This is a genomic window from Pseudomonas sp. ok266 (assembly GCF_900110195.1).
GTDB lineage: Bacteria > Pseudomonadota > Gammaproteobacteria > Pseudomonadales > Pseudomonadaceae > Aquipseudomonas > Aquipseudomonas neuropathica.
Map to the genome: position 1 here is coordinate 217,666 of NZ_FOCU01000011.1, position 23,906 is coordinate 241,571.

Consider the following 23,906-nt stretch of genomic DNA (forward strand, 5'->3'; position numbering starts at 1 on the left):
CAAGCCTGTAGGAGCTGCCGAAGGCTGCTCCTATAGGGGACATCGAACCGAGATATAACCGATGAGACCGAGCCATGCACAACAACAATAAAGAGCTGACCCTCAGCGCCCCGCTCAGCGGCCCGGTGCTCACGCTCGCCAAAGTCCCGGACGCGGTGTTCGCCAGCGGCGCCATGGGCGACGGCATTGCTATCGACCCGATCAACGACACGCTGTATTCGCCGTGCGCCGGAATGATCATTCACGTTGCCCGCACCGGCCACGCGCTCACCGTGCGTGCCGACAACGGCGCGGAGATCCTTCTGCATCTGGGCCTCGATACCGTTGAGTTGAACGGCGAAGGCTTCTCGATGCTGGTCAAGAATGGCACCCGCGTCAGCAAGGGCCAGCCGTTGTTGCGCTATGACCTGGACAAGGTCGGCCAGCAATGCAAAAGCCTGGTCAGCCTGTTGATCCTGACCAACAGCCAGGATTTTCAGGTGCGGCCGATTACGCTCAAAACAGTGAAGGTCGGCGAGCCGTTGCTGCACATTATTGCGCGCAACGGTCTGGCCGCGAGCGCAGCAGTCATCGACGGGCCTGAGGTTCATGGCCATGTTCTGGTAGCCCATCGCGGTGGTTTGCATGCCCGCCCGGCTGCGCTGATTCGGCAAACTGCGCAAGGGTTCAAGAGCCAGTCGCAACTGCACTTCGCCGGCAAATCGGCGCCGTGCAACAGCCTGATCGGTTTGATGGGCCTGGCCGTTGGCGAGCAGGATGAGGTGCAGGTCAGTTGCCAGGGGCCGGACGCTGAAGCGGCGTTGCAAGCGTTGCTTACGGCGTTGGCCACCGCGCTGCCGGATGATCATCACGCTGCGGCGCCGGTCAATGCTGCCACTCTTAAGCGCCCGGCCGAGGCTGGCGTGTTGCACGGTGTCTGCGCTGCGCCAGGACTGGTTGGCGGGCCGCTGTTTCGTTTGAACGCGATCAGTTTGCCAGCGGATGCGGGCAATCATGATCCGCTACGGCAACAGCAGGTGCTCGACACGGCGCTGACTCAGGTCCGCAACGAAATCGACGCCACCCTCGCGCAAGCGAAAAAACACAGGAATGCCGACGAAGAAGCGATCTTCGCCGCGCATCTGGCTCTGCTGGAAGATCCGGCGCTGCTTGATGCTTCGCAACACTCCATCGAACAAGGCACTGCAGCCACTCACGCCTGGAGCCAGTCAATCGACGTGCAGTGCGAAATGCTGCAGCACACCGGCAGCGCGCTGCTGGCCGAGCGCGCCAACGATCTGCGTGACCTCAAGCAACGGGTGTTGCGGGCATTGCTTGGTGAAGCGTGGCATTACGACGTACCGGCCGGTGCCGTCGTCGCGGCGCATGAACTGACGCCTTCGGATCTGCTGCAACTCAGTGCGCAAGGCGTTGCCGGGTTATGCATGGCCGAGGGTGGCGCGACGTCGCATGTGGCAATTCTCGCTCGCGGCAAAGGTCTGCCGTGCATGGTGGCGTTGGGTTCTGCGTTGCTTGATCAGCGACAAGGCCAAGCGGTGGTGCTCGATGCCGACGGAGGACGCCTCGAACTGACGCCAGATGCCGAACGCCTGGCTGAAGTTCAGCAGGCGCAACTCGACCGTCAGCAGCGCCGCGACGCACAGCAAGCCAAGGCTCACCTGCCTGCAGAAACCCGCAACGGCGTGACCATCGAAGTCGTCGCCAACGTTGCCTCCAGCGGTGAAGCGGTAGATGCCTTCGCCAACGGCGCTGATGGCGTTGGTCTGTTGCGCACTGAGTTTTTGTTCGTCGATCGTCAGACCGCGCCGGATGTCGAAGAACAGCGTGCGGCCTATCAAGGCGTACTGGATGCGATGGGCGATCACTCAGTGATCATCCGCACCATCGACGTCGGCGGCGACAAGCAACTCGACTACCTGCCGCTGCCCGTCGAGGCCAACCCGGTGCTCGGCCTGCGCGGCATTCGTCTGGCTCAGGCGCGCCCGGAAATCCTCGACCAGCAACTGCGCGCGCTGCTGCAAGTCAGCCCGCTGCGCCGTTGCCGGATCCTGTTGCCGATGGTCACCGAAGTGGATGAGTTGCTGCACATCCGCCAACGCGTAGATGCGTTGTGCCTGGAGCTGAAGATCACCCAACGCCCGGAAATCGGCGTGATGATTGAAGTCCCTGCCGCCGCATTGCAGGCCGAACAACTGGCCGAACATGCGGACTTCCTTTCCATCGGCACCAACGATCTCTCCCAATACACCTTGGCCATGGACCGCGACCACGCCGGCTTGGCCGCTAGGGTCGACGCCCTGCACCCGGCGCTGCTGCGCCTGATCGCCATGACCTGTGAAGGCGCGGCAGTGCACAAGCGTTGGGTCGGCGTCTGCGGCGCCCTCGCCTCCGATCCGCTGGCCACACCCGTTTTGATCGGCCTCGGCGTGAGCGAACTGTCGGTCAGCCCAGTGCAGATCGGTGAAATCAAGGACCGCGTGCGTCAACTGCACGAAGCCGAATGTCAGCGCCTGAGTCGCGACCTGCTCAAGCTGAGCAGCGCCGCCGCCGTGCGTCACGCCTGTCATCAACATTGGCCTCTGCGCTAACAAAAACAAAAAGGACAAACGCCATGTACCAACTCTTCATCGAAGGCCTGCAACGCCTCGGCCGCGCGCTGATGCTGCCGATCGCGATCCTGCCGATTGCCGGCCTGCTGCTGCGTCTGGGTGATACCGACCTGCTGAACATCGCGATCATCCACGATGCCGGCCAAGTGATCTTCGCCAACCTGGCGATGATCTTCGCCATCGGCATCGCCGTCGGTTTCGCCAAGGACAACAACGGCACCGCCGGCCTCGCCGGAGTGATCGGTTATCTGGTGATGATTTCCACGCTCAAGGTGCTCGACGCGAGCATCAACATGGGCATGCTCGCCGGGATTGTCAGCGGCCTGATGGCGGGCGCGCTGTACAACCGCTTCAAGGACATCAAGCTGCCGGAGTATCTGGCTTTCTTCGGTGGTCGACGGTTTGTGCCGATTGTCACAGGGTTCGCGGCGGTCGGTTTGGGTGTGGTGTTCGGTTATATCTGGCCGCCGATCCAGCACGGCATCAACGCGTTTGGTGCGCTGATGATGGAAAGCGGCAGTATCGGCGCGTTCGTGTTTGGCGTGTTCAACCGCCTGCTGATCGTCACCGGCCTGCACCATATCCTCAACAACATGGCGTGGTTCGTGTTCGGCAACTTCACCGATCCAACTACCGGGGCTCTGGTGACGGGTGACCTGTCGCGCTACTTCGCCGGTGATCCGAAGGGCGGCCAGTTCATGACCGGCATGTTCCCGATGATGATCTTCGGCCTGCCCGCCGCGTGCCTGGCGATGTATCGCAACGCCCTGCCGGAACGGCGCAAGGTGATGGGCGGGATTTTTCTGTCGATGGCTTTGACGTCGTTTTTGACTGGGGTGACCGAGCCGATTGAATTCGCCTTCATGTTTCTGGCGCCGTTGTTGTATCTGCTGCATGCGCTGCTGACCGGGTTGTCGATGGCGATCACCAATGCGCTGAACATCCATTTGGGTTTTACCTTCTCTGGCGGCTTCATCGACATGGTGCTGGGTTGGGGTCGGTCGACCAATGGCTGGTTGGTGATTCCGGTCGGACTGGCTTACGCCGTGGTGTATTACGCGGTGTTTGATTTCTGCATTCGTCGCTTCAACTTGAAGACGCCAGGGCGTGAGGATGTGGCGACGGCTGAAAAAGCGGTTTTCGCGGAAAACGAACGCGCCGGGGCTTACATCAAGGCATTGGGTGGCGCTGAAAATCTACTGACGGTCGGCGCCTGCACTACGCGGTTGCGCTTGGAAATGGTCGATCGCAACAAGGCGTCCGATGCTGATTTGAAAGCGCTGGGTGCGATGGCGGTTGTGCGTCCTGGCAAGGGTGGCAGTTTGCAGGTGGTGGTCGGTCCGCTGGCCGACAGCATTGCTGATGAGATTCGCCTGGCGATGCCGGCCTTGGGGCGTGCGGTTCTTGCTGAACCTGTTGCGGTTGTCGAAGAGCCGAAAGCGGTTGTGGTCGCAGGCACCGAAGCTCAGCAATGGCTGAATGCGCTGGGTGGTGGCGACAACGTGCTGCAACTGGATTGCATTGCCATGAGCCGGATTCGCTTGCTGTTGGCGGATGGCAAGGCGCTGTCCGAGGCGCAGTTGAAGGAGCTGGGTTGTCAGGGTGTCAGCCAGTTGGAGGGTGGGGTTTGGCACTTGTTGGTGGGTGACAAAGCTGCGAGTTTGAGTGGAGCACTTGAAGCGCTGATCAATCGCAGTGAGGTCAGTGCCAAGGTTTAGAGGTCTGGTGTCTGGATCGGCCTCATCGCTAGCAGGCTAGCTCCCACAAGGGAGTGCGTTTCAATTGTGGGAGCCAGCCTGCTGGCGATGAACGATGACGCGGACGTCAGGTTTGTGGGTCGACTCGATCCAGCGCTCGGTTTACCGCCAGTTCGGCGAGCATGACGATTTGCTGGATGCCCAATGCCGTGCTGCGCTGCGAACCGCTTAGCTCATTGGCGAAGTTGCTGGCGGCGGTGCTTGCCGAGGCTAACGATTCGCAGGCGTGGGCGAGCAGGCTTTCGGTGTCGACCTCTGGGCGGACCATGAACATGGTGCTCGGTCGGCAGGGCTTTGCGGGTTCGGGGCACAGGTAGAAGTCGAGGGCGCGTTTGATGGCTTCGCGGTTTCGGGCCTGGTCTTCGGCGCGGAGGGCTTCTTCAAGTGGGGTTTTGGTTTCGGGGGGGGGTCGGGAATTAGCTTGTCCAAAATTCAACTCCTGCTACAGCAAGTGAGGATGCCATCGTTCGCCGGATCTCACGCGGCGAAGAGGTGGCAGCTATGTGCAGGGTGAGATCCACCGGAGCAGGCAACCGGCCAGACCGAAGTCTGCCCGCACACAGCCGCCATAAAACAGGCAGCAGATTGAGCTGGCGCCAATTATCGTGGTGTTGGCGCTAGTTGCAAGCATTCCGGGGATCTCACGCCCGGTCGCTGAATTGGCAGCGACAGACAAAGCCTAGAGAGCAGGCGTCCGACGGACAATCTGAAAACCTTGTGGGAAGGTTCTGCTACTTCGACACTGCTTTAAACAGTCAAAAGCAAACCCTCACCCTAGCCCTCTCCCAGAGGGAGAGGGGACTGACCGAGGTGTCTGGTGGATGTACGCCGACGTGAAATACCGAGTCGAATTCAGATTCTGAAAAGCCCAAAAATCGACTCCCTCTCCCTCGGGAAAGGGCTGGGCGGGCGGCGATCTGATCAGGGGCGAATCCAGCACAAAACCCCAGTCGATCACACACCACTCAAACAGGATGAGCGCCAGCTCGGCTGCCCCCCCACATTGCTGGCACTGTCAACTGTCAGGTCTGACAGTTGACCGCCTCGATCGACCTTATTACGTTGGCTGAATCAGGCAGTTTTTATGTCGTAGCCTCGATAACCCGAAGCTCAATTCATTAAGGATGGCTGCGACATGGCAAAGAAAATGACGGACGCAGAACAACTGGAACATCTGAAAAAAACCTTCAGAGCTCTTGATGAAAATTCAGACGGAACTCTTACTTTCGAAGAGTTCGCCAACGGTGCTCAAGGCTTTGAAAAAACCATGAGAACTTGGGTTTGGGATGAATACAACAAGGATCGGAACAGCAAATTAACCCTAAAAGAGTACCTGGCCCAAAAAAAAACGAAGCCCGCCGAATAGTTTCCTAACCTCCAGGCCGCCATCGCTGACAAGCCAGCTCCCACAGAGCAAAGCAACACCACCACCCCGCTCCTCACCACTCAATAGGCCGAGTGTCAGCTCGCCTGCTCTTGATCTTGATCCACCGGCCCCGTCGGCAGGCTGAGAGGAGGGATTTATCCGGGGGTGGGAGCGCAGCGACCGTTTGGCGCAGCCAAATGCATCGAGAGGAGGTGCAGCGAAGCAAACCGTAGGCGATGCGCCCGGATGGATCCCGGAGCGAAGGAACCCCGAGCTTTAGCGAGTGGGCCGAACGTTGGGGCAAGCGTTTTTTTGCTTACTTTTTTTAGGCGTTTGTAAAAAAAGTGAGTCGCCGTAAGGGCGAAACCGCCAGCCGCAGCACCCGAAGAAACGGATATTCACTCAGTCAGCCAGAACATGGTCGCCTGTCAGGGCGCCATCGCGAGCAGGGGGCTCACTCCTCCAGAACAGCAAATCGCAGGCAACAAAAAACCCGCAGACAATCACTCATCTGCGGGTTTCTTGTTTCAGCAGCAAGAAAAATCAGAAATCTTCCAGCCGCCACACCTCATAAGCCGGCGTCTCGTAGGGATGGCTCAACTTGAGCGCCGCCACAACAGCCACGATCAACTCATCCGCCACTACAAGCTCAACCTTCCATTCCTCAACCCGCTCAACCTGCCCTGCCTCACCAATAAACGGCTGACTGCCGTCCAAAGGTCGAAACTGGCCCAGACCAAGCACCTGCCACGCACAGTGGTCATAGTCACCGATCCGCCCACCACCGGCAGCGAACACAGCCCCTTTGACCACCTCGACATGACTGTCAGGAACAAAAAACGCCAGCTTGTACACGAGGATCAGTTAACCCAGACACGAGCATTACGGAACATACGCATCCAGGGTGCATCCTCGTTCCAGTCTTCCGAACGCCACGAGTTCTGCACCGCGCGGAACACACGCTCCGGGTGCGGCATCATGATCGTCACACGGCCATCACGGCTGGTGAGACCGGTAATCCCGCGCGGCGAACCGTTCGGGTTGGCCGGATAACGCTCAGTGACCTTGCCATGGTTGTCGACGAAACGCATCGCCACGCAACCGGACAGATCGGCTTCCAGCAGGGCTTCTTCGCTGGAGAACTCGGCGTGACCTTCACCGTGAGCGATGGCGATCGGCATACGCGAACCGGCCATGCCTTGCAGGAAGATCGAGTTCGACTCCTGAACCTGAACCATCGCCACGCGCGCTTCGAACTGCTCGGAACGGTTACGCACGAAGTGCGGCCAGAACTCGCTGCCCGGAATCAGCTCGTGCAGGTTGGACATCATCTGGCAACCGTTGCACACGCCGAGGGTGAAGCTGTCGTTACGTTCGAAGAAGCCCTGGAACGCGTCGCGGGCGCGGCTGTTGAACAGTGCCGACTTGGCCCAGCCTTCGCCGGCGCCGAGAACGTCGCCGTAGGAGAAACCACCGCAGGCCACCAGACCTTTGAACTCGTTCAGGTCGACACGGCCGGCCAGAATATCGCTCATGTGCACGTCGATCGCGTTGAAACCGGCGCGGTCGAACGCGGCGGCCATTTCCACCTGACCGTTGACGCCCTGCTCACGCAGCACGGCAACCTGTGGGCGGATGCCTTTCTTGATGTAAGGCGCGGCGATGTCCTGATTGACGTCGTAGCTGAGCTTGACGCTCAGGCCCGGGTTGTCTTCTTCCAGCAGCACGTCGAATTCTTGCTCGGCGCAGTCGGCGTTGTCACGCAGACGCTGGATCTGGTAGCTGGTCTCGGCCCACTGACGTTGCAGCAGACGACGCTGGCCTTCGAACACGGTGTCACCGTTGAAGGTGATGTTGATCTGGCCATTGTTGATCGGCTGACCGATCACCGACACGCAGTCGCCCAGACCGGCCGCGCTGAATTGCGCGAGGATGTCTGGCGTTGCGTCCTGACGAACCTGGATCACGGCGCCCAGTTCTTCGTTGAACAGGATCGCAGCGATTTCTGCCGAGGACTCGGCAACGCTGTCGAGGTTCAGGCTCAGACCGCAGTGGCCGGCAAAGGCCATTTCCACCACGGAAGTCAGCAGACCACCGTCGGAACGGTCGTGGTAAGCCAGCAAGTGACCGTCGGCGTTGAGGCCCTGGATCACCGCGAAGAAGGCTTTCAGGTCTTCGGCGTCATCGACGTCCGGCGCGTGTTTGCCAAGCTTGCCGTGAACCTGTGCAAGGATCGAGGCGCCCATACGGTTCTGGCCGCGACCGAGGTCGATCAGGATCAGGTCGGTGGTGCCCTTGTCCATGCGCAGTTCCGGGGTCAGGGTCTGACGGATGTCAGCCACTGGCGCGAAACCAGTTACGATCAGCGACATCGGCGAGGTCACGGTTTTTTCTTCGCCGTTATCGTTCCAGCGGGTGGCCATGGACATCGAGTCCTTGCCCACCGGAATGGTGATGCCCAGCTCAGGGCACAGTTCCATACCGACCGCTTTCACGGTGTCGTACAGACGCGCGTCTTCGCCCGGGTGGCCGGCCGCCGACATCCAGTTCGCCGACAGTTTGATGTCGGAGATCTTGTTGATGCGCGAAGCGGCAATGTTGGTCAGGGTTTCGCCGATGGCCATGCGGCCCGACGCCGGAGCGTCCAGCAGAGCCAGCGGAGTGCGCTCGCCCATCGCCATCGCTTCACCGGTGTAGACGTCGAAGCTGGTGGCGGTGACGGCAACGTCGGCCACCGGAACCTGCCATGGGCCAACCATCTGGTCACGGGCCACGAGGCCGGTGATCGTGCGGTCACCGATGGTGATCAGGAAGCTCTTGCTCGCCACGGCCGGGTGATGCAGAACGCGTTCGATGGACTCGCTGATGTCGAGGTTCGACGGATCGAAGTCATCGCCCAGTTCTGCCTCGCGAACCACCGAACGGTGCATGCGCGGGGCTTTGCCCAGCAACACTTCCAGTGGCATGTCCACCGGGTTGTTGCCGAAGTGGCTGTCGGTCACGGTCAGTTGCGGCTCGGCAGTCGCCTCGCCGACTACGGCAAACGGGCAACGCTCACGTTCGCAGATCGCCTGGAAGCGCTCGAAGTCTTCCGGACCTACCGCCAGAACGTAACGTTCCTGGGATTCGTTGGACCAGATTTCGTGCGGGGCCATGCCCGGCTCGTCGTTGGGAATGTTGCGCAGTTCGAAACGGCCACCGCGGTCGCCGTCGTTGACCAGTTCCGGGAAGGCGTTGGACAGACCGCCCGCGCCCACGTCGTGGATGAAGCTGATCGGGTTTTTGTCGCCCAGTTGCCAGCAACGGTCGATGACTTCCTGGCAGCGACGCTCCATTTCAGGGTTTTCACGCTGCACGGAAGCGAAGTCGAGATCCGCCGAACTGGTGCCGGTGGCCATCGAGGACGCAGCGCCGCCACCCAGACCGATGAGCATCGCCGGGCCGCCGAGGACGATCAGCTTGGAGCCAACCACGATCTCGCCTTTCTTGACGTGTTCTTCGCGGATGTTGCCCATGCCGCCAGCGAGCATGATCGGCTTGTGGTAACCACGAACTTCGTCACCATGCGGGGTGGTGATCGATTGTTCGAAGGTACGGAAGTAGCCAGTCAGGGCCGGACGGCCGAATTCGTTGTTGAACGCAGCGCCGCCGAGCGGGCCTTCGATCATGATGTCCAGCGCGGTAACAATGCGCTCAGGCTTGCCGTACGGCACTTCCCACGGCTGTTCGAAGCCCGGGATCTGCAGGTTCGATACGGTGAAACCGGTCAGGCCAGCCTTTGGCTTGGCGCCACGGCCGGTTGCACCTTCGTCGCGGATCTCGCCACCGGAACCGGTGGACGCGCCCGGGAACGGAGCAATTGCGGTCGGGTGGTTGTGGGTTTCAACCTTCATCAGGATGTGCACCGGCTCCTGCACCGCGCCGTACTGGCGGGTTTCAGGATTCGGGAAGAAACGGCCGGCAACATTGCCGACGATCACCGAGGCGTTGTCCTTATAAGCCGACAGAACGCCTTCGCTGTGCATCACGTAGGTGTTCTTGATCATGCCGAACAGGCTTTTTTCCTGGTTCTCACCATCAATATCCCAACTGGCGTTGAAGATTTTGTGGCGGCAGTGCTCGGAGTTGGCCTGGGCGAACATCATCAGTTCGATGTCGTGCGGGTTGCGCTTCAAGCCATTGAAGGCGTCGACCAGATAGTCGATCTCGTCTTCGGCCAGAGCCAGGCCCAGCTCGGTGTTGGCCTTTTCCAGCGCGGCGCGACCACCACCGAGGATGTCGATTGCAGTCAGCGGCTTCGGCTCGGCGTGGCTGAACAGACCGGCGGCCTGCTCGAGGTTGGCCAGGACGATCTGGGTCATGCGGTCATGCAGCACGTCGGCAATCTGCTGCGCTTCAGCTTCGCTGAACTGACCGGCGACGTAGAAGGCGATACCGCGCTCCAGACGCTGGATCTTGCTCAGGCCGCAGTTGCGGGCGATGTCGCTGGCCTTGCTCGACCATGGCGAGATGGTGCCGAAACGCGGCAACACCAGAAACAGACGGCCGGTCGGCTCTTGTACCGGAACGCTTGGACCGTACTTCAGAAGGCGCGCAAGCACCTGCTGTTCGTCGCCGGTCAGGACGCCGGTGACTTCGGCGAAGTGAGCGAATTCAGCATACAGGCCACTGACAGCTGGAACCTTTTGGCTCAGTTGCTCAAGGAGTTTGCTGTGGCGAAAGGCAGAAAGGGCAGGAGCGCCGCGCAGGATCAACATCTTCGGGACAGCCTCGGGAAGGGGTGTGCTTTGAGGCCGTGCATTCTAGCCTAAACCGCCCTCAACATCACCCGAAACGCTACGCACGGTTGCACTCGGGTATCAATCTGTGTTTCCGACTTCAGAGTCAGGTAAATCAGCGATTCAGAGGCCGCTTATTTTTACTGTAACAAAATGCCGTCAAGCCCCGTTTCTGCGGGGTTTCGTGCAGTTTTGTGATCGCTAGCAGACTCGCCCTGCACTGTCGAGATATGGCGCCCGCAGCCGTTTGCGTATACTGCGCAGATGTTTTTCCCAACGGCTTTGCGTCCGCGGTACGCCAAATGGCTGATCGCAACCGGACTCTTCCTGATGCTTGGTGGCTGTGTTGATAAACCCAACACACTCGAGCGCGTAAAGGAGGATGGTGTGCTGCGGGTGATTACCCGTAACAGCCCCGCCACCTACTTTCAGGATCGCAGCGGTGAAACCGGCTTCGAATACGAGCTGGTGAAGCGTTTCGCCGACGATTTGGGCGTAGAGCTGAAGATCGAGACCGCCGACAACCTCGATGACTTGTTCGATCAGATCGGCAAGCCGAACGGCCCGGTGCTGGCCGCCGCCGGTCTGGTCAGCAGCGAACAGCGCAAGCAGCAGGTGCGGTTCTCGCACTCCTACCTTGAAGTCACCCCGCAGATCATCTATCGCAACGGCCAGTCGCGGCCGACCGATCCCGGCGATCTGGTCGGCAAGAAGATCATGGTGCTCAAGGGCAGCACCCACGCCGAGCAACTGGCGGAGCTGAAAAAGAAATTCCCCGGCATCGAGTATGAAGAGTCCGACGCGGTTGAAGTGGTCGACCTGCTGCGCATGGTCGATGAAGGCCAGATCGACCTGACCCTGGTCGATTCCAACGAAGTGGCGATGAATCAGGTGTACTTCACCAATATTCGTGTGGCCTTCGACCTCGGTGATGCGCGCAGCCAGAGCTGGGCGGTTGGCCCGGGCGAAGACAACAGTCTGCTCAACGAGATCAACGCGTATCTGGACAAGGTGCAGAAGAACGGCACCCTGCAACGCTTGAAGGATCGCTATTACGGCCACGTCGATGTTCTCGGCTATATGGGCGCCACGACCTTCGCCCAGCACTTGCAGCAGCGCCTGCCGAAATACGAACAGCACTTCAAGAATTACGCGAAGAAAGAGAAAGTCGACTGGCGTCTGCTGGCGGCCATTGGTTATCAGGAATCGCTGTGGCAGCCGACGGTTACCTCGAAGACCGGCGTGCGCGGGCTGATGATGCTGACCCAGAACACGGCACAGGCAATGGGCGTGTCCAACCGCCTCGATCCGAAGCAGAGCATCATGGGCGGCGCCAAGTACCTGGCTTATATGAAGGATCAGCTCGACGATTCGATCAAGGAGCCGGATCGCACCTGGTTCGCCCTCGCGGCCTACAACGTCGGCAGTGGCCACCTGGATGACGCGCGCAAGCTGACGGCCAAGGAAGGGCTGAACCCGGACAAATGGCTGGATGTGAAGAAGATCCTGCCGCGCCTGTCGCAGAAGCAGTGGTACAGCAAGACGCGTTATGGCTACGCCCGAGGCGGCGAGCCGGTGCACTTTGTGGCGAACATTCGTCGCTACTACGACATTTTGACCTGGGTGACGCAGCCGCAACTTGAGGGTGATCAAGTGGCTGAGGGCAATCTGCATGTGCCCGGTATCGACAAGTCAAAACCCGCTCAAGAACCTGCCCCGCTCTAATCAACACCCCAAATCAAATGTAGGAGTGAGCCTGCTCGCGATAGCGGTGGGTCAGTCAATTAATTTTGTCTGACACACCGATATCGCGAGCAGGCTCACTCCTACAAGGGTTTTGAGTTGAAGCTTAAGGCTTGGCAGCAGCCAGGATCAGCGCCTTCATTTCCGCTACCGCAGACTTGAAGCCCACGAACAACGCATGCGCCACCAGCGCATGGCCGATGTTCAGTTCGTTGATGCCTTTGATCGCCGCTACGGCTTCAACGTTGTGGTAGTGCAAGCCGTGACCCGCGTTAACGATCAGGCCTTGGGCCAGACCAAACGCCACGCCATCGGCGACACGCTTAAGCTCTTCTGCCACTTCGGTCGGGGTTTCGGCATCGGCGTAACGGCCGGTGTGCAGTTCGATGGCCGGCGCACCGACACGCTTCGACGCTGCGATCTGGCGCTCGTCGGCATCGATGAACAGCGACACTTCGCTGCCGATCTTCGACAGACGTTCAACCGCTGCCTTGATGCGCTCTTCCTGTCCCGCCACATCCAGGCCACCTTCAGTGGTCAGCTCCTGACGGGTTTCCGGGACGAGGCAAATGTGCGCCGGACGAATGCGTTCGGCAAACGCCATCATTTCTTCGGTGACGCCCATTTCGAAGTTCATGCGGGTTTGCAGCACATCCTTGAGCAACAGAACATCGCGCTCCTGGATATGCCGACGGTCTTCACGCAGGTGCACGGTGATGCCATCGGCCCCCGCCTCTTCCGCGTCCAGCGCCGCCTTGACCGGATCCGGGTAGCGCGTGCCACGAGCCTGACGCAGGGTGGCGACGTGGTCGATGTTCACGCCAAGAAGAATGCGATTGCTGGTGGTCACGGATGCGCGCTCCTGAAGAAAAAGATTCGGCGCACAGCATACACGGTGAAGGGTCTGTTTACGTCTGGGCGCGGCGGCAACGGGATGCTGGCTGAGTGCAGGGCAAGGCGCGAGGAACGAAGTTTGGTTGCGCCAAATGAGTTCCGAGCAACGCGGCCCTGCGCGCAGCCAGCGCCCGTTGCGCCGCGTCCAGACGTAAACAGACCCTTAGGGCTTGCGAAACAGCTCGCGACTGACGAGAGGGCGACCGCCCAGGTGAACAGCCAGTGCCTGACGCATCAAGCGCTTGGCGGCGGAGAGCGCGCCGGGGGCGGTCCAGTCGGCTTCGGCCATGGCCAGTAATTCGACGCCGTTGAACAGGCCGGGTTGCAGCAGAAAGACCCGCTCAAGCCCGGCATCCACTTGCAGACGATAAAGACCATCCGGCGCAACAGGTTCGCCATGGACGTCGGTATTCAACGAAAAGCCGTAACCGAGATCGTCCAGCAGCCGCCATTCGAAGGAGCGCAGCAACGGCTCCAGCGGACGACCTTCGGCCAATGCCAGCAAGGTCGCGGCGTAGTGATCGAAGACGCCTGGGTGCGGGTCTTCGGCAGGCAGCAGGCGAATCAGCAATTCATTGAGATAGAGACCGCTGAACAGCGCTTCACCGTTGAGCCACGCCGAGGTGCCAGAGCTCTCCATGCGCCCGACGTTCTTCAGCTCGCCCTTGCCACGAAACTCGACTTCCAGCGCCACGAACGGCCGCGCCAATGTCCCGGCCTTGCCCCGCGCACTGCGCAACACCGCCCGCAGCCGACCTTGCGGCGTGAGGAAGTCCACCAACGCACTGGTTTCGCGATAGGCGCGAGAATGCAGGACGTAGGCGGGTTGGGCGGGAGGCGGGTTTTGCGACATGGAGCTCTCATTGATAAAAACGCGGTTTTTTATTCACCCCAAAACCAATGTGGGAGCGAGCTTGCTCGCGAAAGCAGGGTGTCAGTCAACAAATATGTCGTCTGGCACTACGCCTTCGCGAGCAAGCTCGCTCCCACAGGTTTTTTCGGTGTTGCGACAACCGTGTACTTACAGGTCGCCGTAACCCAGCGAACGCAGCGCACGCTCGTCATCGGACCAGCCGCCCTTCACCTTGACCCACAGGTTGAGCATGATCTTGGAGTCGAACAGCAGCTCCATGTCCTTGCGCGCTTCGGTGCCGATGCGTTTGATACGCTCGCCCTTGTCGCCAATGATGATCTTCTTCTGGCCGTCACGCTCAACGAGGATCAAAGCATGAATGTGCAGGGTCTTGCCCTGCTGCTTGAACTCTTCGATTTCGACGGTGATCTGGTACGGCAGCTCGGCGCCCATCTGGCGCATGATTTTCTCGCGTACCAGTTCGGCGGCAAGGAACCGGCTGCTGCGGTCGGTGATCTGGTCTTCCGGGAAGAAGTGATCGTTCTCCGGCAGATGATCAGCGATAACCTTTTCCAGCGCGTCGAGGTTGTGCCCGTGCTGCGCGGAGATCGGGATGATCTGCGCGTTCGGCAACTGCTCCTGCAACCAGCTCAGGTGCGGCATCAGCTCGGCTTTGTCTTCGATGCGGTCGGTCTTGTTCAGCGCGACGATCAGCGGGCCGGTCACGTACTGCACGCGTTCCAGCACCATCTGGTCTTCATCGGTCCACTTGGTGCGGTCAACGACGAAGATCACCACGTCGACGTCTTTCAACGCTGCCGAAGCGGTTTTGTTCATGTAACGGTTCAGGGCCTTTTCGCCCCCCTTGTGCATACCAGGGGTATCGACGTAGATCGCCTGCACGTCACCTTCGGTTTTGATCCCGAGCATGTTGTGGCGAGTGGTCTGCGGCTTGCGCGAGGTGATCGCGAGCTTCTGGCCAAGGATGTGGTTCAGCAGCGTCGACTTACCGACGTTGGGACGGCCGACGATGGCAACATAGCCACAGCGAGTTGCGTTTGTATCAGTCATTGCCATTCTCCACGCCCAGGGCAATCAGTGCTGCGGCGGCCGCTACCTGTTCGGCAATACGACGGCTTACACCCTGACCTCGGCTTTTTTCATTCAGTAAGACAACTTCGCACTCGACGAAGAAGGTTCGGCAGTGCGGCTCGCCCTGGATATCAACCACTTCGTAGCGTGGCAGTTCACAACCTCGCGATTGCAGGTGTTCCTGCAGGCGGGTCTTCGGATCCTTGTTGGTATCGACCAGCGTCAGGCCTTCGAACTCGCCGGCCAGCCAGGCCAGCACGCGCTCGCGCGCCATGTCCATGCCGGCGTCAAGGTAGATCGCGCCGATCAAGGCTTCGAGGGCATCGGCCAGAATCGATTCGCGACGGAAACCGCCGCTTTTCAACTCACCGGAACCCAGTCGCAGGTAATCGCCAAGGTCGAAACCGCGAGCCAGTACGGCCAGCGTCTCACCTTTTACCAGGCGTGCGCGCAAACGCGACAACTGGCCTTCGCGGGCCAGCGGGAAGCGATCGAACAGTGCCTCGCCGGCGACAAAATTGAGGATGGCATCGCCGAGGAATTCCAGACGCTCGTTGTTGCGCCCGGCAAAACTTCGGTGCGTCAGGGCCAGCAGCATCAGCTCCTGATCCTTGAAGGTGTAACCGAGCTGGCGCTCGAGACGGCTTAGAGAAACGCTCACGGTTTACCCACGCTGAGTTCGTGGCTGAATTCCACTGCCATCGCCGGGATGCGGCGCAGGCCTGGGACAATTAACGCTGTGTTCAAAAATTAAATCCTGGCGATTGCGAAGCCGATTGTGCCGGCTCCAGAAATGCATTCGGCGCTGTGGTCAACAGCGCCGTGTGTAATTACTTGATCAGGCCAACCCGCGAAAAATTCGGCAGGTGACTGAGTTTTGATTCCGGCCAGCTCATCCAGACCGCGAAGGCCTTGCCGACGATATTCTGGTCTGGAACCATGCCCAGCAGATCCTTGGGAATGTTCGGATCATCCCAGTAGCGACTGTCGTTCGAGTTGTCGCGGTTGTCGCCCATCATGAAGTAGTGCCCGGCCGGCACGGTCCAGGTATGGTCCGGCGTGGCGCGGTAACGGCTCATTTCCTTGCGGATCAGGTGTTCGGCAGCGCCGAGCTTTTCTTTGTAGAACTCGGCGCTGCCGAGCATGCCTGGCTCCGGGCCGACCAACTGTTCGGCCACCGACTCGCCATTGATGAACAGACGCTTGTCGGCGGTGTAACGCACCGTATCGCCCGGCAGCCCGACTACACGCTTGATGTAATTGACGTTCGGATCACTTGGATAGCGGAACACCATCACATCACCGCGCTGCGGATCACCCACTTCGATGATTTTCTTGTCGATCACCGGCAGACGGATCCCGTAAGAAAACTTGTTCACCAGAATGAAGTCGCCGACGTCCAGGGTGGGTTTCATGGAGCCCGAAGGGATCTGAAACGGTTCCACAAGGAACGAGCGCAGCACCAGCACGATGAACAACACCGGAAAAAACGACTTGCCGTATTCGACCAGCAGCGGCTCTTTGTTCAGTTTTTCAACGACCACTACATCAGGCTGGCTGACACTGCCTTGATAGGAGGCAATGGCAGCACGCCGACGCGGCGCCAGGATCAACAGATCAAGCAACGCCAACAGGCCGCAGACGAACACGGCGATGACCAGCAACAGCGGGAAATTTAGTGACATAGGACCTAACTATCCAACCTGAGCACTGCGAGGAAGGCTTCTTGTGGAATTTCCACGTTGCCGACCTGCTTCATGCGTTTCTTACCGGCCTTTTGCTTCTCGAGCAGTTTCTTCTTACGGCTGACGTCACCGCCGTAGCATTTGGCCAATACGTTCTTTCTGAGCGCCTTGACGGTTGTCCGGGCAACGATCTGACCACCAATGGCGGCCTGAATGGCTACGTCGAACATCTGACGAGGAATCAGTTCTTTCATCTTCTCGGTCAACTGGCGACCTTTGTAGTGCGAGTTGTCACGGTGCACGATCAACGCCAGGGCATCGACCTTGTCGCCGTTGATCAGCACGTCCAGTTTCACCAGATTAGCCGATTGGTAACGATCGAAATGGTAATCCAGCGAAGCATAGCCGCGGCTGGTGGATTTGAGACGGTCGAAGAAGTCCAGGACCACTTCGTTCATCGGCAGGTCGTAGGTGACCTGCACCTGATTGCCGAGGAACAGCATGTCGACTTGAACGCCACGCTTCTCGATGCACAGGGTGATGACGTTGCCCAAGTGTTCTTGCGGCACCAGAATGTTGGCCCGCACGATCGGCTCGCGCATGTCTTCGATCGACGACACATCCGGTAGCTTGGATGGGTTGTCGACGTAAATCGTTTCACCGGTTTTCAGCACCAGCTCGAAAATTACCGTTGGCGCAGTGGTGATCAGGTCCAGGTCGTACTCGCGCTCGAGGCGCTCCTGGATGATTTCCATGTGCAACATGCCAAGGAAGCCGCAACGGAAGCCGAAGCCCAGTGCGTCGGAGCTTTCCGGGGTGTACTGCAACGACGAGTCGTTGAGGGTCAGCTTCTGCAGCGCTTCGCGGAAGTCCTCGAAGTCGTCGGAACTGACCGGGAACAGACCGGCGTAAACCTGTGGCTGGATGCGTTTGAAGCCGGGCAGCACTTCAACGTCCGGGGTCGAGGCCAGGGTCAGGGTGTCACCGACCGGTGCACCGTGAATGTCCTTGATGCTGGCGATGATGAAGCCCACTTCGCCGGCTTTCAAATCAGTGGTGGCGGTGTGTTTAGGGTTGAACACGCCCACGCTGTCGACCAGATGGATCTTGCCGGTGGACTTGACGAGGATCTTGTCGCCCTTCTTCACGCGGCCATGACGTACACGTACCAGGGAAACAACGCCCAGGTAGTTGTCGAACCACGAGTCGATGATCAACGCTTGCAGCGGATCTTCAATGTTGCCGGTCGGCGCAGGAATGGTATGCACCAGGCGCTCGAGTACTTCGTCGACACCCAGACCGGTTTTGGCGCTGCAGGTGACGGCGTCGGTGGCATCGATGCCGATGATTTTCTCGATTTCGTCTTTTACGCGATCAGGATCAGCCTGCGGCAGGTCGATCTTGTTCAGCACCGGCATGACTTCAAGGCCCTGCTCGATCGCGGTGTAGCAGTTGGCTACGGACTGAGCTTCAACGCCCTGACCGGCATCGACCACCAGCAAGGCACCCTCACACGCAGCCAGGGAACGGCTGACTTCGTAGGTGAAGTCGACGTGGCCCGGGGTGTCGATGAAGTTCAGCTGGTACTTGATGCCGTCTTTGGCGGTGTAATACAGGGTGACGCTGTGGGCCTTGATGGTGATCCCGCGTTCACGTTCCAGGTCCATGGAGTCCAGCACCTGGGCTTCCATTTCACGCTCGGCCAGGCCGCCGCACATCTGGATGAAGCGATCGGCCAGCGTCGACTTGCCATGGTCAATGTGGGCGATGATGGAGAAATTGCGGATATGACTCAAATCACTCACGGATCAACACTCAAAAAGGCTGCAGGCATGGCCCGCCGAAAAATAGCCGGGAATTGTACCTGATACACGGCGCAAGCGTCACGTTCGCCTGTCACCCGGATTGCATGCAAAAACGCCCCGATCTGTCGACCGAGGCGTTTTCGAGGTTTAAAACACAGGTCAATCGCCTGTCATCAACCGGCTCTTCGCAGCAGCCAGACACCCGCCAGCGCACAGACCCCGGCCGGCACCAGCACCGCAAACAGCGGCGAGAAACCGAACACCAGGCTCGACGGGCCGAGCAAATCCTGGACGATACGGAAGGTGAAGCCCACCAGCACGCCGGTAAACACCCGCTGACCGAGGGTTACCGAGCGCAGCGGACCGAAAATGAAGGAGATCGCCATCAGCACCAGTGCTGCGGTCACCAGCGGCTGCAACACCTTGACCCAAAATGCCAGCCAGTAGCGGCCGTTGCTCAGGCCCTGCTCGGACAGATAGTGGATGTAGCCCCACAAACCACTGATCGACAGCGATTCCGGTGCCATGACCACGGTGCTGAGCAATTGCGGGCTCAACGCCACGTCCCATTGCTCGCTCGGGGTATTGACGACTTCGGTGCTGCGTTCATGGAACAGCGTGGTGGCAACGTCGGTGAGCTGCCACTTGTTGCCGTCGAACTCGGCCTTCTTGGCGAAACTCGAACTCAGCAGGTGACGCTCTTTGTCGAAGTGATAACGGGTCACGCCATACAGCAGGCCGTTGGGTTGCACGGCGTTGATGTGGATGAATTCTTCACCCTGACGGTGCCACATACCGTGCTTGGCACTTTGCGCGTCGCCGCTGCCCTGCGCCAGCGAGCGATTGGCCTGGGCCATGCTCTCGGTTGCCGGAGCAACGTATTCGCCGATCAGCACGCCAGCCAGCATCAGCACCAGCATGGGCTTCATTACAGCCCACACGATACGGCCGATGGACACGCCAGCGGCGCGCATGACGGTCAGCTCACTGCTACTGGCCAGACTGCCGAGGCCGATCAGGCAACCGATCAACGCCGCCATCGGCAGCATTTCGTAGAGACGGCGTGGCGCGGTCAGCAACACAAAGCTGAGGACATCGACGAGGGTGTAGGTGTCGCTGACGTCGCCCATCTCATCGATGAAGGCGAACAAGGTTGCCAGACCGAGAATGATTGCCAGCACGGCAATGATCGCCATGAACACGCTGCTGCCGATGTAGCGGTCGAGTTTAACCACGGGCCACCTCCAGCGCTGCAGCGCGACGGCTGGCCATCTTCAGACGCAGCGGCTCCCAATAGAGCAAACCGAGACCGATGAACAGGAAGATCGCATGCACCCACCACAGGCCCAGGGCTGGCGGAATCTTGCCTTTTTCAAGGGCGCCGCGGGCGGCAATCAGAATGGTCAGGTAAGCCATATAAAGAAGAATCGCCGGCAGCAGCTTGAGGAAACGCCCTTGGCGCGGATTGACTCGCGACAGCGGCACCGCCATCAGGGTCACGATAAACACCAGTAGCGGCAGGGACACACGCCATTGCAGTTCGGTTTTGGAGCGGATGTCATCGCTGCCCAGCAGAGACGAGGTCGGCATGGCGTCACGGTCGGTGACTTCTTCGCTGACGTCTGGCTTGGGCAGCAGCACACCGTAGGTTTCGTAGTGAATGGCGCGGTAATCGGCCTGACCCGGGCTGCCGTCGTAGCGGTAGCCGTTATCGAGGATCAGATAGCGGTTGCCGTCGGGGCGCACTTCCTGGCGACCGCTTTCGGCCACCAGCACGGAAATCCCGCGATCCTTTTGATCGGCACCGAGGTTTTTCTGCGAAATGAATACGCTGCCCAGATTGACGCGATCGTCGCTCAGGGTCTCGGTATAGGTGACCCGAGTGCCATCACGCAGGGCCTGAAAGCGACCCGGCTCGAGGGTGTCGAATTCGGTCAGGGCGTCTTGCTTGTTCAGCAGCAACTGGAATTGATTGGCGCCTTGCGGGGCCAGGCCCAGGCTCAGCCATGCCACCACCAGTGCCACCAGCGTCGCCGGGAACAGCGTCATGCGAAACAGCTTCTGCTGGCTCATGCCGGTGGCCGAAAGCACCGTCATCTCGCTTTCCAGGTACAGGCGACCGTACGCCAGCAGGATCCCGAGGAACAGGCCCAGCGGCAGAATCAGTTGCAGGAACCCCGGCAGACGAAAGCCCATGATCAGGAACAGCGAGCCCGGATCGAGCTGGCCGGCAGCGGCCTGAGCGAGGTATTTGATGAAACGACCGCTCATGATGATGACCAGCAGCACGGCACTCACGGCGCTGAGGGTCAACAGGACTTCGCGGGACAGATAACGGAAGACGATCAAACCAGACACTCCAGGGTTGTCAGGCTAAGGCGGCCAAACAAGCAAACACATCGACCGGCCCGCAACGCAGAGCCGTCGAAAAAAGATGCGGCATTATCCTGTGATTGAGGGCGCCTGTCACTGCGCACACTCATCCATGTCTGTAATCCTTTGCAGATCGTACAACCTAGGGGGCTTTCTCAATTAGTTTTCACACCGCGCCGGGTCTGCTGTTGTGCTGGGCAAGGCGCGAGAAGCGTGGTTTGGTCATTCCAAATAAGCTTCGAGCAACGCAGCCCTGCACAGCAGCAGGCCCGGCCCTTCGGGTTGTGCCTTAAAGCCGGCCAGTCTGCGTTGCAGGCCTTGGAAAGGGAACAACCATTCCCAGCGGCCTGCGCCTTGCCTGGCTGGCTTTAAGGCGACAACGCGGTGTGAAAACTAATTGAGAACGCCCCCTAGGGTTGTCAGGCGCGGGGAGCGGGGTTCAAACTGCGGCCCTTGTCGCAGGCTTTGGCCTGCGCCTCTTCTCTCTATAAGCAGGCGACTGCGGACACCGTCGAACGCCTGCGTGTTGACCATTCATTCAGGGATCCGGACATGGAACTGGTTGTAAAAAGCGTTAGCCCAGAAACGTTGAAAACCGCCACCCTGGTGGTTGCCGTCGGCGAAGGCCGCAAACTCGGTGTCGCCGCCAAACAGGTCGACGAACTGAGCGGTGGCGCGATCAGCGCCGTCCTCAAGCGTGGCGATCTGGCTGGTAAAGTCGGTCAAAGCCTGCTGCTGCACAGCCTGCCGAACCTGAAAGCCGAGCGCGTGTTGCTGGTCGGCGTGGGCAAGGATGAGGAACTGGGCGACCGTCCATTCCGTAAAATCGTTGCCGGCATTCTCAACACCCTGAAAGGTCTGGGCGGCAGCGACGCCGTGTTGGCACTGGATGAAATCATTGTCAAAAACCGCGACAGCTACGGTAAAACCCGTCTGCTGGCAGAAACCCTGGTTGATGGCGAATACACCTTCGACCAGTTCAAGAGCCAGAAAGCCGAACCGCGCGCCCTGAAGAAAATCACCCTGCTGACCATCAAGGCTGCTCAGGCCGAAGTGCAGCGCGCGGTGAATCACGCTACTGCGATCGCCAACGGCATGGCCTTCACCCGCGATCTGGGCAACCTGCCGCCGAACATCTGCCACCCGACTTTCCTCGGCGAACAAGCCAAGAACCTGGGCAAAGAGTTCAAGGATCTGAAAGTCGAAGTCCTCGACGAGAAGAAGATCAAAGCCCTGGGCATGGGCTCGTTCTACGCCGTCGGCCAGGGCAGCGAGCAACCGCCGCGCCTGATCGTCATGCAATACAACGGCGGCAAGAAATCCGAGAAGCCGTACGCACTGGTTGGTAAAGGCATCACCTTCGACACCGGCGGCATCAGCCTGAAACCGGGTGCCGGCATGGACGAAATGAAGTACGACATGGGCGGCGCAGCCTCCGTGTTCGGTACCCTGCGTGCCGTGCTTGAGCTGAAACTGCCAATCAACCTGGTGTGCATCCTCGCCTGCGCGGAAAACATGCCGAGCGGCAATGCCTCGCGTCCGGGCGACATCGTCACCACCATGAGCGGCCAGACCGTGGAAATCCTCAACACCGACGCCGAAGGCCGTCTGGTGCTGTGCGATGCGCTGACCTACTCCGAGCGTTTCAAGCCGCAAGCGGTGATCGACATCGCCACCCTGACCGGCGCTTGCGTCGTGGCACTGGGCGCACACACCTCGGGCCTGCTGGGCAACAACGACGAACTGATCAGCCAACTGTTGAGCGCTGGCCAGACTGCCGACGACCGCGCCTGGCAATTGCCGCTGTTCGACGAATACCAGGAGCAACTGGACAGCCCGTTCGCCGACATCGCCAACATTGGCGGGCCGAAAGCCGGCACCATCACTGCTGCGTGCTTCCTGTCGCGCTTCACCAAGAACCTCAACTGGGCGCACCTGGACATCGCCGGCACCGCATGGACCAGCGGCGGCAAGGACAAAGGCGCAACCGGTCGTCCGGTGCCCCTGTTGACCCAGTACCTGCTGGATCGCGCCAAAGCCTGAACCCGCTGACAAGCGGCGTCACTTTCCGGTGACGCCGCTTGCTGCTCTGGAACCGCAATGACCAAAGTCGACTTCTATATCCTGCCCAGCGCTGACCCTTCGGCGCGCCTGGACTTTGCCTGCAAGCTCACCGAGAAAGCCTGGCGCATGGGCCATCGCATCTACCTGCATTGCAGCGATGCCGCTCAGCGCGACGATCTCGATGCGCGCTTGTGGGCATTCAAGGGCGAAACCTTCGTGCCGCATGGCCCGGCTGACAGCGAACCGGACGGTTTGATTGTGTTGGGATTGGGTGATGACTGCGGTCAGCACCAGGATTTGCTGGTCAACCTCGACCTGAAAGTCCCGGCCTTCGCCAGCAAATTCGCCCGTGTGGCGGAAGTGGTGGTGGAAGATCCGACAATTCGGGCGGCCGCGCGGGAGAGTTTCCGTTTCTACCGCGAACAGGGCTATCCTCTGCAAGACCACCGTTTACAGCGACTCTGAGCATTCCAATGGACACTCCGAAACCGCAACAAAAGTCCGCGCACCTGTTGGATGATCTTGAATCGATCCGCCAGTTGCTCGGCGATGACAACCTGCAACCACCGCTGCTGACCGACACGGTCGACGATGGCGAACAGGAACAGATTCCGATGTTGTTTGACTCTGTCGGCGCCGAACCGGCCGCAGTCGCAGTCGCAGTCGAACCGCAACCCGCTCCAACTCCGGCGCCGGCCGCGCAACCTGCGCCCCCCGCGAATAAAGGCCCGGACGCCCTGCTCCACCTGGACAGCGAACTGCGCGCCGCCGCGCAATTGATCATGCAAGACGTGATCGATGACTTCGCACCGCACATCGAAACCGAAATCAAGCGCCGGCTCGATGCACGCATGGAACGGCTGCTCAGCCAATACGAATAACCCCCC

The 23,906-nt window shown here is 59.9% G+C and carries 17 protein-coding genes and 1 pseudogene; 7 read left to right on the plus strand and 11 right to left on the minus strand.

The features are described 5' to 3' along the window. Positions 1-74 precede the first annotated feature (74 nt). Positions 75-2,588: a phosphoenolpyruvate--protein phosphotransferase gene (ptsP, locus tag BMY54_RS21395; protein ID WP_093436874.1), complete on the plus strand. Its 2,514-nt coding sequence runs from the start codon at positions 75-77 to the stop codon at positions 2,586-2,588. A 23-nt stretch (positions 2,589-2,611) separates the two neighbouring features. Then, on the plus strand, positions 2,612-4,327 hold the full coding sequence (gene nagE / locus BMY54_RS21400; protein ID WP_093436878.1) for an N-acetylglucosamine-specific PTS transporter subunit IIBC: 1,716 nt from the start codon (positions 2,612-2,614) through the stop codon (positions 4,325-4,327). 106 nt (positions 4,328-4,433) lie between these two features. Here the strand turns inward: nagE and BMY54_RS31400 are convergent. Continuing rightward, positions 4,434-4,795, minus strand: a pseudogene (locus tag BMY54_RS31400) (DUF6124 family protein). 706 nt (positions 4,796-5,501) lie between these two features. Here BMY54_RS31400 and BMY54_RS21410 point away from each other — a divergent pair. Continuing rightward, positions 5,502-5,732: an EF-hand domain-containing protein gene (locus BMY54_RS21410; RefSeq protein ID WP_093436882.1), complete on the plus strand. Its 231-nt coding sequence runs from the start codon at positions 5,502-5,504 to the stop codon at positions 5,730-5,732. A gap of 543 nt (positions 5,733-6,275) precedes the next feature. On the opposite strand, the gene BMY54_RS21415 is transcribed toward BMY54_RS21410, so the two are convergent. Together BMY54_RS21415 and purL are read right to left on the minus strand one after the other, a co-directional pair. Further along, positions 6,276-6,587 carry a YqfO family protein gene (locus tag BMY54_RS21415; RefSeq protein ID WP_042607740.1) on the minus strand — a complete coding sequence of 104 codons (312 nt, stop codon included), beginning with the start codon at positions 6,585-6,587 and terminating at the stop codon, positions 6,276-6,278. 5 nt (positions 6,588-6,592) lie between these two features. Beyond that, complete coding sequence (purL, locus tag BMY54_RS21420) at positions 6,593-10,489, minus strand: phosphoribosylformylglycinamidine synthase (protein WP_093436887.1); 3,897 nt, start codon at positions 10,487-10,489, stop codon at positions 6,593-6,595. 285 nt (positions 10,490-10,774) lie between these two features. On the opposite strand from purL, the gene mltF reads away from it, so the two are divergent. Then, the gene (mltF, locus tag BMY54_RS21425) at positions 10,775-12,235 is read left to right on the plus strand and encodes a membrane-bound lytic murein transglycosylase MltF (protein ID WP_093436891.1); all 1,461 of its coding nucleotides are present in this window, start codon (positions 10,775-10,777) and stop codon (positions 12,233-12,235) included. A 124-nt stretch (positions 12,236-12,359) separates the two neighbouring features. On the opposite strand, the gene pdxJ is transcribed toward mltF, so the two are convergent. The 8 genes from pdxJ to lptF all read right to left on the minus strand — a co-directional run bounded on the left by pdxJ (position 12,360) and on the right by lptF (position 20,931). Continuing rightward, the gene (gene pdxJ / locus BMY54_RS21430; RefSeq protein ID WP_093436895.1) at positions 12,360-13,103 is read right to left on the minus strand and encodes a pyridoxine 5'-phosphate synthase; all 744 of its coding nucleotides are present in this window, start codon (positions 13,101-13,103) and stop codon (positions 12,360-12,362) included. Between the two features lie 207 nt (positions 13,104-13,310). Further along, positions 13,311-14,000: a DNA repair protein RecO gene (gene recO, locus BMY54_RS21435; protein WP_093436899.1), complete on the minus strand. Its 690-nt coding sequence runs from the start codon at positions 13,998-14,000 to the stop codon at positions 13,311-13,313. A 168-nt stretch (positions 14,001-14,168) separates the two neighbouring features. Then, positions 14,169-15,071 (minus strand): GTPase Era, encoded by a 903-nt coding sequence (gene era / locus BMY54_RS21440; protein WP_007909024.1) that lies wholly within the window; start codon positions 15,069-15,071, stop codon positions 14,169-14,171. Then, positions 15,064-15,753 carry a ribonuclease III gene (gene rnc, locus BMY54_RS21445; protein WP_093436904.1) on the minus strand — a complete coding sequence of 230 codons (690 nt, stop codon included), beginning with the start codon at positions 15,751-15,753 and terminating at the stop codon, positions 15,064-15,066. Before rnc ends, era begins: the two co-directional genes overlap by 8 nt. 169 nt (positions 15,754-15,922) lie before the next feature. Then, positions 15,923-16,777 (minus strand): signal peptidase I, encoded by an 855-nt coding sequence (gene lepB, locus BMY54_RS21450; protein WP_093436909.1) that lies wholly within the window; start codon positions 16,775-16,777, stop codon positions 15,923-15,925. 5 nt (positions 16,778-16,782) lie between these two features. Beyond that, the gene (gene lepA, locus BMY54_RS21455) at positions 16,783-18,582 is read right to left on the minus strand and encodes a translation elongation factor 4 (RefSeq protein ID WP_008083639.1); all 1,800 of its coding nucleotides are present in this window, start codon (positions 18,580-18,582) and stop codon (positions 16,783-16,785) included. Between the two features lie 173 nt (positions 18,583-18,755). Beyond that, positions 18,756-19,817 carry an LPS export ABC transporter permease LptG gene (lptG, locus tag BMY54_RS21460; RefSeq protein WP_093436914.1) on the minus strand — a complete coding sequence of 354 codons (1,062 nt, stop codon included), beginning with the start codon at positions 19,815-19,817 and terminating at the stop codon, positions 18,756-18,758. Next, the gene (gene lptF / locus BMY54_RS21465; protein WP_093436918.1) at positions 19,810-20,931 is read right to left on the minus strand and encodes an LPS export ABC transporter permease LptF; all 1,122 of its coding nucleotides are present in this window, start codon (positions 20,929-20,931) and stop codon (positions 19,810-19,812) included. The genes lptG and lptF overlap by 8 nt, the downstream gene beginning before the upstream one ends. 576 nt (positions 20,932-21,507) lie before the next feature. Here lptF and BMY54_RS21470 point away from each other — a divergent pair. Genes BMY54_RS21470 through BMY54_RS21480 form a run of 3 tightly spaced genes read left to right on the plus strand, consistent with a single transcriptional unit; the run spans position 21,508 to position 23,900 of the window. Then, a complete protein-coding gene (locus BMY54_RS21470; RefSeq protein WP_093436923.1) occupies positions 21,508-22,998 on the plus strand; it encodes a leucyl aminopeptidase in 1,491 nt (496 codons plus the stop codon). Between the two features lie 57 nt (positions 22,999-23,055). Next, positions 23,056-23,484: a DNA polymerase III subunit chi gene (locus BMY54_RS21475; protein ID WP_007909049.1), complete on the plus strand. Its 429-nt coding sequence runs from the start codon at positions 23,056-23,058 to the stop codon at positions 23,482-23,484. A gap of 8 nt (positions 23,485-23,492) precedes the next feature. Beyond that, the gene (locus BMY54_RS21480; protein WP_093436927.1) at positions 23,493-23,900 is read left to right on the plus strand and encodes a DNA polymerase III subunit chi; all 408 of its coding nucleotides are present in this window, start codon (positions 23,493-23,495) and stop codon (positions 23,898-23,900) included. Positions 23,901-23,906: the final 6 nt, after the last annotated feature.